This window comes from Nesterenkonia aurantiaca, from assembly GCF_004364585.1.
Lineage (GTDB): Bacteria > Actinomycetota > Actinomycetes > Actinomycetales > Micrococcaceae > Nesterenkonia > Nesterenkonia aurantiaca.
On sequence record NZ_SOAN01000004.1, the window covers coordinates 23,430 to 35,220 of the forward strand.

Annotated in this window: 10 protein-coding genes; 2 read left to right on the top strand and 8 right to left on the bottom strand. The window is 68.6% G+C overall.

From position 1 onward, the window contains the following. Window positions 1-111: 111 nt before the first annotated feature. The 5 genes from EV640_RS06125 to dut form a co-directional block, all read right to left on the bottom strand. Window positions 112-2,931, bottom strand: coding sequence for an aconitate hydratase (locus tag EV640_RS06125; RefSeq protein ID WP_133726097.1), 2,820 nt, complete (start codon window positions 2,929-2,931; stop codon window positions 112-114). 127 nt (window positions 2,932-3,058) lie between these two features. Next, entirely contained in the window at window positions 3,059-4,591 is a 1,533-nt protein-coding gene (locus EV640_RS06130; protein ID WP_051501171.1) for a class I SAM-dependent RNA methyltransferase, read from the bottom strand. 7 nt (window positions 4,592-4,598) lie between these two features. Then, complete coding sequence (locus tag EV640_RS06135; protein WP_051501172.1) at window positions 4,599-5,393, bottom strand: DUF3159 domain-containing protein; 795 nt, start codon at window positions 5,391-5,393, stop codon at window positions 4,599-4,601. Further along, window positions 5,383-6,309, bottom strand: coding sequence for a DUF3710 domain-containing protein (locus EV640_RS06140; RefSeq protein ID WP_051501173.1), 927 nt, complete (start codon window positions 6,307-6,309; stop codon window positions 5,383-5,385). Before EV640_RS06140 ends, EV640_RS06135 begins: the two co-directional genes overlap by 11 nt. Window positions 6,310-6,340: 31 nt before the next feature. Further along, entirely contained in the window at window positions 6,341-6,781 is a 441-nt protein-coding gene (dut, locus tag EV640_RS06145; protein WP_036475538.1) for a dUTP diphosphatase, read from the bottom strand. 61 nt (window positions 6,782-6,842) lie between these two features. On the opposite strand from dut, the gene EV640_RS06150 reads away from it, so the two are divergent. Then, window positions 6,843-7,370, top strand: a complete 528-nt coding sequence (locus EV640_RS06150; protein ID WP_133726098.1) for a DUF3093 domain-containing protein — start codon at window positions 6,843-6,845, stop codon at window positions 7,368-7,370. 78 nt (window positions 7,371-7,448) lie between these two features. On the opposite strand, the gene EV640_RS06155 is transcribed toward EV640_RS06150, so the two are convergent. Further along, window positions 7,449-7,748 (bottom strand): DUF4193 domain-containing protein, encoded by a 300-nt coding sequence (locus tag EV640_RS06155; protein ID WP_036475539.1) that lies wholly within the window; start codon window positions 7,746-7,748, stop codon window positions 7,449-7,451. A 388-nt stretch (window positions 7,749-8,136) separates the two neighbouring features. Between EV640_RS06155 and sepH the strand changes: the two genes are divergently transcribed. Further along, a complete protein-coding gene (gene sepH / locus EV640_RS06160; RefSeq protein WP_133726099.1) occupies window positions 8,137-9,714 on the top strand; it encodes a septation protein SepH in 1,578 nt (525 codons plus the stop codon). 185 nt (window positions 9,715-9,899) lie between these two features. Here the strand turns inward: sepH and EV640_RS06165 are convergent, their stop codons facing one another. After that, complete coding sequence (locus tag EV640_RS06165) at window positions 9,900-11,096, bottom strand: alkaline phosphatase family protein (protein ID WP_036476294.1); 1,197 nt, start codon at window positions 11,094-11,096, stop codon at window positions 9,900-9,902. A gap of 13 nt (window positions 11,097-11,109) precedes the next feature. Further along, window positions 11,110-11,769, bottom strand: a complete 660-nt coding sequence (locus EV640_RS06170; RefSeq protein ID WP_051501290.1) for a DUF5998 family protein — start codon at window positions 11,767-11,769, stop codon at window positions 11,110-11,112. Between the last annotated feature and the right edge of the window lie 22 nt (window positions 11,770-11,791).

Below are 11,791 nucleotides of genomic sequence, written 5' to 3' on the forward strand. Positions count from 1 at the left end.
CGTTTGACGACATGTTCCGCAGACCGAAGGAGGGGCGCCCGATCCGAAGATCGAAGCGCCCCTCCTCTTATTCACCGACCGCAGCCGCTCAGCGGCTTGGGCTCAGGCTGTCTACTTCTTCACCAGCTGACGCAGCACGTACTGCAGGATGCCGCCGTTGCGGTAGTAGTCGGCCTCGCCCGGGGTGTCGATGCGCAGCACGGCGTCGAAGCTGACCTCGGCGCCGTCCTCCTTCACCGCGGTGACCTTCAGCGTCTTCGGGGTGGTGCCGTTGTTCAGCTCGGTCACACCCGAGATGGAGAAGGTCTCCAGGCCGGTCAGGCCGAGCGTGTCGGCCGACTCGCCCTCGGGGAACTGCAGCGGCAGCACGCCCATCCCGATCAGGTTTGAGCGGTGGATCCGCTCGAAGGACTGCGTGATGACCGCGCGGACGCCCAGCAGGCTGGTGCCCTTGGCCGCCCAGTCACGTGAGGATCCGGAGCCGTATTCCTTGCCGCCGAGGACCACCAGCGGAGTGCCGGCCGCCTGGTAGTTGACAGCCGCGTCGTAGACCGCTGCCTGCGGACCGCCCTCCTGGGTGAAGTCGCGGGTGTAGCCGCCCTCCACGCCGTCGAGCAGCTCGTTCTTGATCCGGATGTTGGCGAAGGTGCCGCGGATCATGACCTCGTGGTTGCCACGCCGGGAGCCGTAGGAGTTGAAGTCCTTCCGGGCCACGCCGTTCTCCAGCAGGTAGCGACCGGCCGGGGTGTCGGACTTGAAGGAGCCCGCCGGGGAGATGTGGTCGGTGGTGACCGAGTCGCCCAGCTTCAGCAGCACCCGGGCACCCTCGATGTCGGTGACATCCGAAGGCTCGAGCTTCATGCCTTCGAAGTACGGGGGCTTCCGCACGTAGGTGGAGTCCTGGTCCCAGGCGAAGGTGGAGCCCTCAGGGGTCTCCAGCTCCTGCCAGCGGTGATCGCCGTCGAAGACCGTGGCGTACTTGGAGGTGAACATCTCGGTGTCGATGGATGCGTCGATGATCTCCTGAACCTCCACCGGGTCCGGCCAGATGTCGGCGAGGAAGATCGCCTTGCCGGCCTCATCGTGGCCCAGGGGCTCGTTCTCGAAGTCGAAGTCCATGGAACCGGCCAGGGCGTAGGCGACCACCAGCGGCGGGGAGGCCAGGTAGTTCATCTTCACGTCCGGGTTGATCCGGCCCTCGAAGTTGCGGTTGCCCGAGAGCACCGAGGTCACTGCGAGGTCCTGCTCCTGGATCTTCTGTGAGATCTCCTCCTCCAGCGGACCGGAGTTGCCGATGCAGGTGGTGCAGCCGTAGCCGACCAGGTAGAAGCCGATCTTCTCGAGGTATTCGGTCAGGCCCGACTTGTCGTAGTAGTCGGTGACCACCTTGGAGCCTGGCGCCAGCGAGGTCTTGACCCAGGGCTTGCTGGCCAGTCCCTTCTCGGAGGCGTTGCGGGCCAGCACGCCGGCCGCCATCATCACGTTGGGGTTCGAGGTGTTGGTGCAGGAGGTGATCGAGGCGATCGAGACGGCGCCGTGATCGAGGTGGAACTCGCGACCGTCGGGCATGGTGACCGGGGTCGGGTTCGAGGGGCGGCCATCCACCGGGGCACCGGAGGTGTCGCGGGGCTTATCGGCCGCGGACTGCTCATCGGTGGCATCGTGGGCGGGCGCGTCGGAGGCTGGGAAGGACTCCTCGGAGGCGTCATCGACGGCTCCGTTGGTGACCGCGCCGTCCTTGGCGTAGTTGTGGATGTCCTTGCGGAACTGCTCCTTGGCGTCGGTGAGCTCGATCCGGTCCTGCGGGCGCTTCGGGCCGGCGATGGAGGGCACCACGGTGGAGAGGTCCAGCTCGAGGAACTCCGAGAAGCGCAGCTCCCGGGAGGGGTCGTGCCACATGCCCTGTTCCTTGGCGTAGGCCTCGACCAGCTTCAGCTGCTCCTCGGTGCGTCCGGTCAGCCGCAGGTAGCCCATGGTGACCTCATCGATCGGGAACATCGCCGCGGTGGAGCCGAACTCCGGGGACATGTTGCCGATGGTGGCGCGGTTGGCCAGCGGCACGGCCGCGACGCCTTCGCCGTAGAACTCCACGAACTTGCCCACCACACCGTGCTGGCGCAGCATCTGGGTGATGGTGAGCACCACGTCGGTGGCGGTGGCACCGGCGGGGATGGACCCGCTGAGCTTGAAGCCGACCACCCGCGGGATGAGCATGGAGATCGGCTGGCCGAGCATCGCTGCCTCGGCCTCGATGCCGCCCACGCCCCAGCCGAGCACGCCCAGGCCGTTCTCCATGGTGGTGTGCGAATCGGTGCCGACACAGGTGTCCGGGTAGGCGCGCAGGGTGCCCTCGACCTCGCGGGTCATCACCGTGCGGGCCAGGTTCTCGATGTTGACCTGGTGCACGATGCCCATCCCCGGAGGAACGACCTTGAAGTCGTCGAACGCGGTCTGGCCCCAGCGCAGGAACTGGTAGCGCTCGCCGTTGCGCTGGTACTCCATGTCCATATTGCGTTCCATGGCGTCGGCGTTGCCGAAGGAATCGATCTGGACGGAGTGATCGATCACCATCTCGGCGGGAGCCAGCGGGTTGATCTGCTCGGGCTTGCCGCCGAGCTCCTTGACCGCTTCGCGCATGGTCGCCAGGTCCACCACGCAGGGCACACCGGTGAAGTCCTGCATCAGGACTCGGGCGGGGGTGAACTGGATCTCGGTGTCCGGCTGCGCGTTCTCGTCCCACTGCGCCAGCGCCTTGATGTGATCGGCGGTGACGTTGGCACCATCTTCGGTGCGCAGGAGGTTCTCGAGCAGGACCTTCAGGCTGTAGGGCAGGGAGTCGTATCCCTCCACAGCGTTGAGTCGGAAGATTTCGTAGTCGGTGCCGTCGACGTTGAGGACGCCTTTGGCCCCATAGCTGTCCGCATTATTCACTCGGGACTCCTTGTTAGTTGCCAGTCGTGCCAGCCCGCGCAGATGAAAAGCCGGGCCGATGGATCGATGTTCAGTCTACTCTTTCAGATTTCTTGAGACGCCCGTCATGGGGCTTCTGGCGCGCCGTTCACCTGCGACGCGGTGCGCGGAACAACGCCACTGATTCCATATGGTGGGTGTTGGGATAGAGATCGAAGACCTTCAGGTCCGCCAGCTCCCAGCCCCGGCCCAGCAGCGACTTGGCGTCCCGGGCGAAGGAGGAGGGCTCGCAGGAGACGTAGAGGACCTCGCGCGCCCCGGCGGCGTCGATCCCGGCGATCACGCGCTCCCCGGCTCCGGTGCGCGGGGGATCCAGCAGGATCAGCTCGCGCTGGGTGAGCCGCTTGAGGACCGCTTCCACCGGCGCCTGGAGCACCTCCACCTGGGGGGTCTGCGCGAAGAGCTGTGCCGCGCTGGCGCTGGAGCCGGGCGCGCCCTCGACGCTGAGCACCGATCCCTCGGTGCCCGCGAGCTGGGCGGCCCAGGCGGTGAAGAGTCCCGCACCGGCATAGAGGTCTGCCACGGAGGCGCCCTGCGGCACCTGGGTCATCGTGTTCACCGCCTCGATGAGGCAGGACGGGGCATTGCGGTGGATCTGCCAGAAGTCCTCGGGCTGGATCTCCACCGTGGTGAGCCTCGGCGGAGCCGCGTCGGTGCCTGCCGCGGTGAGCGCCGGCAGCGGCAGCGGGAGCGGTTCGGTGATGGTGCGGGAGCCGGCGAGCACGGTGTAGCTGATCCGCTCCGGGCGCGGCGCGGACTGGTTCGCGGCGCGCGAGCCCGGACCGGAGCGCTGGGTGCGGCCTTGGCGTGCGGCGCTACGGGCGCCGCCGCGACCACGACTCGGTGCCGGTTCCGGCTGCGAGGTGGCCAAGACGATATTGGCGACCTCGGGCGCACGCTGGTGCAGCTGCAGCAGCCGCTCGGTGAGCGCCTCCTGCTCGGGCGCAGGCAGCCCGGCCCGGGTGTGCACCACGAGCGTGACCTGCGCGCCGGCGCCGGCGGCCACCGCGTCAACGCGTTCGGCGCCCTTGAAGCTGTAGCCGAAGATCCCGCTCTCGTGGATCGAGGAGACCGCGAGCGGCATCCCGCGCAGTTCGATGAGCTCGTTGCTGCGGTGCGGCTTCATGCTCAAAACACCCTCGGCCCCGACGGCGAAGCTCGCCCGGGTCCGCCAGTGCAGCCCGTGATACGGCCCGTCGGAGAGCACATCGTGGACGTGGACCTCCCCGTCCCCGGAGGCCAGCGGCAGTCGCTGATCGTGGATCGAGAATCCGCCGATCCGCTGCATGGTGTCGCGGAAGACCTGACCCTTGAGTCGACGCTGGTGCTGGTCGGTGATGTGACCGAACTCCGCGCCGCCCACCGGAAGCCGGTCGTTCTCATGGGCGCGCAGCGAATCGGCAAGCTTCCAGATGTGTCGGCGCCGGTAGTCGGAGGCGTTGAGCACCTCGACGACGTCGGCCCGCCAGTATTTCGCACCGGGCTCTCCCTCGGTGACCCGGGCCCGCACGGTCTCCCCGGGGATGGCGTGGCGCACGAAGACGACACGACCCTCGTGGCGGGCCACGCAGTGGCCACCGTGGGCCATCGGGCCGATGTCCAGCGTCAGGGTCTGCGTCATCGCAGAATCACCCTCTCTCGTCTTGGTCGGGCGCTGCGGCGGGCTTCTCGGCTGAGAGCTCGAGCGGGCTCTGCGCGGGTCGTGAGATCAACCAGCCCACCCACAGGGCCAGAGCGTAGAGCGGGATGCCCATGACCAGGCGGGCGGTGCCGAGCCCGGCCACGTCGTCGGCCAGGTAGAGCGGCACCTGGATGATCAGGCGCAGCGCCGGCACGGCGAGCAGCAGCCAGGTGGCCAGGGAATATCGACGGCGGCGCACCGGATCCCTGCGCCAGTCCAGACCTTCCCCGCGCACGATGCCGAAGAGCAGGCCGAGGAACGGCCACTTGACCAGGATCGAGACCAGGAACGCCAGCAGATAGCCGGCGTTGATCAGAAAGCCCCAGGCATAGAAGTCGCGAGCGTCCCCGGTCCGGTAGGCGACCAGGGCGCAGATCAGGATGCCGGCGAGTCCCGCCAGGGACTGCACCAGGGAGCCCTTCTGCACCAGCCGCAGCACCGCGAATCCGACGCCGATCGCCACCGAGATGATCAGCGCGGTCATCAGGTCCTCGGTGACCAGGAACGCGATCAGGAACGCGGCGGCGGGCAGCGAGGACTCCACGAGTCCGCGCACCCCTCCCACCGAGGCCAGCACATCGATCGAGCCGTCCTCGCCCGTGCGCACCCGCGACCCGGCCGCGGTGGAGAACTGCGCCGCGGCATGGGGACCGGAGTCCGGCCGCGGGTCCTGCACCGGGTCTTGAACGGAGTCCTGCTTCGGGTCCTGCTCTGGGCGTGGCTGGGCTGGGTCAGCGGACATCGCTCACCGGAGCCGCGGCGGGGTTGGGGCCGGGGGAATCATCGCGGCGCTGCGCTCGATTGCGCGGGACCACCACCCGCTTCGCCCCCTCGGGAGGCTGCAGCCGCAGCAGCTCGCGCGGAGGCAGCGGGTCGTCACCGCGGACCACGACGATCTTGGCGAACAGGTCCTCGACCGCACGGGCCGCCGATGCGTCGATGGCGCCGCGGCCACCGACCACCCCGCGCAGGAACCAGCGGGGACCCTCGAAGCCGATGAAGCGGGCCACGCGCCAGCCCTTGCGGCCGTCCTGCAGCACGGTGGGCACGCGTGCCGCGAGCTCCTTGCCGAAACGACCGTCGACCCGCTTGACCTTGCCGCTCTGCTTCATCACCGACTCTTCGATCTGATCCAGCACCTCACCCCAGGTCCCCCCGGACTTCGGGGCGGAGAAGGGCTGGACCTGAATGCTCGCCTGGTCGACCATGATGGTCAGCGCGACCACGCGCTTGGTCTTCTGGTCGATGTCCAGCCGGACCTGCTGGTTCTTCGCGGCCGGGACCAGCAGCGCACCGAAGTCCAGGTAGCCCTTCTTGGACTCCAGCTCACGGGAGTCCCGCGGCACTGCCAGCGGGGTGGCCTCGGTGACCGGCTGCGCCACGGGGGTGACCGGGGCCGCGGCGGCTGCGGGGTCGGAGTCCGTGGCTGCGGTGTCGGTGGGTGCGGTGTCGGTGGGTGCGGCATCCGTGGTCTCGGCGTCGGAAGCCTGAGCCTCGGACGGTTCCGTCGAGGCTGGTTCCGTCTGGGCAGGTTTCGCTGCTGGCGCCTCTGCTGATGGTGTCTGGGCCGGTGGTGTCTGGGCCGGTGGTGTCTCTGCCGGGGCAGCGTCTGTCTCCGGTGCCTGCGTCGCTGGGGTCTTCTTCTTGCCGAAGAGCATGCCTGTCCTCCTGGTCGGTTCTGCGCTGTTGCTATCGCCCGGTGGAGCCGAAGCCGCCCGCACCGCGATCGCTGGTCTCGAGATCGTCCACCAGGGTGAAATCGGCCTGCTCCACCTTCTGCAGAAGCAGCTGAGCGATCCGATCCCCACGGGCGAAGTGGACGGTCTCACGGCGGTCCGTGTTGAGCAGGCACACCTTGATCTCCCCACGATACCCAGCGTCTACGGTCCCTGGGGCATTGACCACTGTGATTCCGTGGCGCACGGCCAGCCCGCTGCGCGGATGCACCAGGCCGACCCAGCCCTGGGGCAGCGCCAGCGCGACCCCGGTGGGGACCAGTCGGCGCTCCCCCGGTTCCAGGCTGAAGTCTTCGGAGGTCAGCAGATCCGCTCCGGCGTCACCGGGATGGGCATAGCGCGGGAGGTCGAGGCCCGGGTCAAGCTGCTTGAGTGGTACTGAGATGCGATTCACAGCCTTGAGTGTACCGTCGCGGTCCCGACGATTCCCCAGCCGGACATGCGACGATAGTGCCATGAGTGACGAGAGTTCCAAGAGCGGCGAAGCTTCCTCCACCCGCGCGGACGTGGAGGCCGCCCCGATCTATACCGAGAAGCTGTGGCCGGCCTGGTGGCTTTGGGTCGCCGGGGTCATGCTGGGCGCGTCGATCTCGCTGATCTTCTTCCCGATCAGCGTCACCTTCGGGGTGCTGACCGTGTTCATCGGCATCGGCCTGGTGATCTTCGGGCTGATCGTCACCACCCCGACCCTGGAGGTCACTCCGGGGTGGCTGCGGGTGGGCCGGGCTCGGATCCAGACGGTGCATCTGGGCCGGATCGTGGCGCACACCGGAGATGCCGCGCGGGAGCAGCTCGGACCGGGCTTTGATGCGAGCTCCTATCAGTGCATCCGGGGCTGGATCGATCCGGTCATCACCGCGCAGATCATCGATCCCAAGGACGCCACCCCGTATTGGATCTTCTCCACCAGAAAGCCGAACGCCGTGCTCTCCGCGTTGGGCTCCGCAGAGCCCGTGCAGGAGCACGGCGTCAGTTTCGAGTGACCGGTGATTCTAGAGGACTCGGATGCCCTCAGTCCGTCGGCGGCTGAGGGTCACCAGGTCCGCCTCGCTGCGGAGCGCTCAGCCCTCGCAGTCCTTGCAGAAGAACATGCCGTTCTCCTCGCGAGCCACCTGGGAGCGGTGACGCACCAGGAAGCAGGATGAGCAGGTGAACTCATCCGACTGGGCGGGCAGCACGCGGACCTGCAGCTCCTCATCGGAGAGATCAGCGCCTGGGAGCTCGAACCCTTCAGCGGCCTCGGTCTCGTCCTCGTCCACCACTGAAGACTGCCGCGAGGTGTTCCGGTTCTTCAGCTCCTCGATGGAATCTTCGCTGGTTTCGTCGTCGTTCTTCCGCGGGGCGTCGTAATCGGTTGCCATGAGAGGTGCTCCACACTCCGAATTCTTGAGATCGAAGCGCTCGTTGACCGGCTTCGGGTTGAAGCTGATTGAGCGCGATTTCCCTGTGGCGTGGCCCCCTGCCGGACCAGGCTGTTGCCCGGCCCGCAGAACACGTGGGAAATTCTGGTCGGACAGATTGTGTCCCATCCGGATCACAGGACCAAATCCTGATCAACCGTTGAGCCCTGGGCTGACACGGAGGGGCTCGGAACACAGCTGGCAGGTGCGGATGAGGACCAAAGAATGTCACGGGCCGACCGATTGAGCAATCCTTCCAGGAGTGGTTGAGCACCTCGAGAGTTTTTTGAACCGCCCCGCGATACAGTGGCCGCAATAGCCACCAGCTCGTTCTTCGGAGGAAGCCCAAATGCAGCACCTGCGCATCGTCGGGGTCAATGACGAGGAGAACATGGCGCAGCTCATCCTCTCCGACGACTCAGGGCAGGAGTTCTCGCTGCCGATCGATGAGGCCCTGCGCCACGCCGCGACCCGGCCCCCCGTCCGGCCCTCCCAGGCCAGACCCGCCACAAGTCCGCTGACTCCTCGTGAGATCCAGGCGCGGCTGCGCGCCGGGGCCACCGTGGACCAGGTCGTGGCCGCCTCGGGACTGACCACCGCGCATGTGGACCGCTATGCCGGACCGGTCCACGCCGAACGCTCGTACATCGCCCAACGAGCCCGCACGACCCAGGTTGCACCTGCCTCGGCCGCCGAGGCGCATCGCCTGGCCTTCGGCGATGAACCCGCCAATCTCGAGGACATGGTGAACGTCCGGCTGCGCGCTATGGACGTGGATCTCACCACTCTGAGCTGGGACTCCTGGCGCCGGGAAGACGGTCTTTGGCAGATCACCTGTGTCTTCGACGTCGACTCCTCGGCCACTCACGGTGCCGGCATCGGCCTCAAGCCCCCCGCGGAGTGGAGCTTCCAGCCGGTCACGCGCCAGCTGCGAGCGGTCAACCGGTGGGCTGAGTCGCTCAGCGAGCTCTCCGCGACGGTGCCGACCCCGCGGAGATCCGAGTCGGAGCCCCAGGGCGCCACCTCGGGCACCGGGAGACGGCTGAGCGCCGTGGACGCCGTGTTCAACGTAGAGGAGGCCGCCGATCCACGCGGACTCGGCGCGACCTCCGGCACAGCCGGTCCGGCCGCTGGACGCCCGCAGACAGAGGCAGGCCCCCGAGGCGCGCGTGCCTCCGTGCCGAGTGCTGGCGCCGGGTCCCGTGGCGAGGCCGCGCAGCGGGGTGACGCAGGAGCTCGCGGCGACGCCGCCCGTCGCGGTGGCTCCGGAGCTCGTGGTGGTGCCGGGGCTCGCGGTGAAGGCCACGAGCATGAGGACCTGCTCGACGTCCTGCGCGCCCGGCGCGGCCAGCGCCTGGGCGCCGACGCCGAGGCCGATGATCGGCTCGCTCTGATGCTCAACAAACAAGACCCACAGGACCGTGACAGCGCGGCTACGCCTGCGGTTCCGGGCAGCACGCCGACAGGGCCAGAGGACGAGGAGCACTCCACGGTTCCGATCCCACGGCTGCGCCCGGTGCAGCACCCCGCGGCCGATGACGCCGAGACCACAGGCACCGACGTTGATGCGACCGAGACGCGTGGCGACGAGACCGCCGAAGGGTCCGAGGAGTCCGCTGGGGACGCCCCGGCGGCGGCCGCACCGCAGGGCACCAACGCCTCCGACACCGGTGCCAACGACGGCCGGCTCGACGCCTGGGGCTTCGCCTACGAGGGTGAGCCTGAGGACCGCAGCGCCGACACCGGTGAGGCTTCGGCAGGTGAGTCTGCTGCAGGTGAAGCGCCAGCGCCCGCCGATCAGGCCGCCGAGCCGACCGAGCCGACCGAGCCAGAGGATCCTGCGGAGAAGCCGCGGAAACGCACACCCCCTCGGCGGGCGAGCATGCCGAAATGGGACGACATCCTCTTCGGCTCCAAGAACGACTGAGCGCCGGCTGGCTCGTCCCGCCCGGGCGGCCTCCCAGCTGCGCGCCGGACTCGAGGTCTCGTCCCGGTGACCTCCCCCGGGCTCTGATCTCGGCTCACTGGAGCGCCTTGGTGAAGCCGACCCGGCACGTGAGCCTGATGGGTCGGGGGGATCCGACGCTGCCAACGTCGGGCAGCAAGGAGGCCTCAGGCCCCCAGACGCAGCAGCGGCACCCGACGTTCGGCCTCGGTGAGCGAGCCGTGCTGACCCACCATGTCCATCGGCGCCTGGCCCACCCGGTCACAGTGGTAGAGCGCGATATCGCTGTGCGCGGCCACCAGCACGTCGCCGATGCGCCCCGAGACCCGGTCCTCCACCTCTCCGAACCAGCCCGCAGCGACGGCCTGCGCGCGGGTCAGGACCCAGGCGCGGTCGCCATACTCGCTGTCCCAGGCTGCGGCGATGGTCTCGGGCGCGGTGCCGGGTTCGGCATAGAGCTGCACCAGTCGCGGCTCGCCGCCGGTATGGCGCACCCCGTCCAGCAGCGCCGTCTGCCCGGAGAAGTCGAGCCGGTTCTCGGCCGCGATGTCGATCATCCCGTGGTCTGCGGTCAGCACCACCGAGACCTGGTCGCCGTAGCGGCGGCGCAGTCCGGCGGTGAAGCGCTCCGCCTCGGCGTCGAGCGTCTCCAGCATCTGCAGCCACTGCGCGGAGTCCACGCCGTAGCGGTGACCGGTCTTATCAAGCTCATCGACGTAGAGGTACACCAGCTGACGGGGGGCGGGTCCCTGCCGCACACCGCTGCTGGTGCGCTGCTGCTGGATCCACTCCGCAGTGAGGCTGAAGCGGGCGTCCATCCGGGCGGCGCCGCGGAACTCGCCGCCGCGCAGCACCGCCTGGGTGAGTCCGGAGTCCACGAACTTCGGCCGTGAGGCGGTCAGCACGGCAGCCCCGGCCGCGTGGGCCCGGAGCAGCACCGAGGGGTGCCGCTGCCACTGCACCGGGTCGATCTCAGCGTCCCAGCCTCCGAGCATGTTGACCGTGCGATCCAGCTCCGGCGCGAGGACGTCGTAGCCGACCAGCCCGTGCTGCCCCGGCGTGGTGCCGGTCCCCAGGGAGGCCAGGGAGGCCGCCGTCGTCGTGGGCACCCCGACGTCGAGGATCTCCGCGCTGGAGCTGCGCCAGGCGGCGGCGAGGAAGCGGGCGTGCCCGGAATAGCGGGCGAGCAGCGCGTCGCCGAGACCATCGACCATCAGCACCACCGTGGCTGAGGCCTCGGGCAGGCCCAGCCGGTTCTGGAATCCCGAGAGGCCCAACGAGGCGGCGGCTGAGGTCATCACATGGCGCAGGTGTGCGCCGTCGTAGTCCGGGGCGTCCGGCAGCGGGCGAGGCTTCGAGGTCATCGCGGAGGGCGCCTCAGCGGGCGTGCGTGATGCAGGCTCGGCGCAGCGCCCGGACGAACCCGCGGGCCTCGTCCACGGCGGTGTCACCCTCCGCGGTGGCCGCGATCCGCAGCGCGATGTCCTCGGGCACCCAGTTTCCGGTGTCCCCGTGGTCGGCCACGCACTCCGGGTTTCCGCACTCGGCCGGATAGGTGTCGAACCGGGCTCCCCCGGTCCAGGTCAGGTTCAGCGAGACCTCGGCGAGCGACCGATCCGGGGTGAAGTTCTCCGGGCTGCGGTGGACCTCGGAGAGAATCAGCGAGCGGACCCGGCTGACCGGGACCACCTCGGTGGAGATCCGGGCCACAGTGTCAGCTCGTCGCGGATGAGGCGAGTCGCCGTGGCCGAAGGCGGGGCCGTCGTCGGCCTCCAGATCATGGTCATCGAGGTGCGCGACGACGATGATGTCCTCGGCCAGCGCCAGCACCGTGATGTGACGATGGACCTCCTCCATGTCGAAATGGGTGTCCACATGCACGATCTGATGGCTGGCTTCACGCTCGTCGAGCGCCTCGCTGAGCGTGTGCAGCACCAGAGATGGATAAAAGCCTCCCCGCTCGACTGCTTCCTTGAGACTGGAGGTGGAGGCGGCGCTTCGGTGGTGCTCCCCGGACCCGTGCTGGCTGAACGTCATGGAACTCATGCTATCCGGTAGC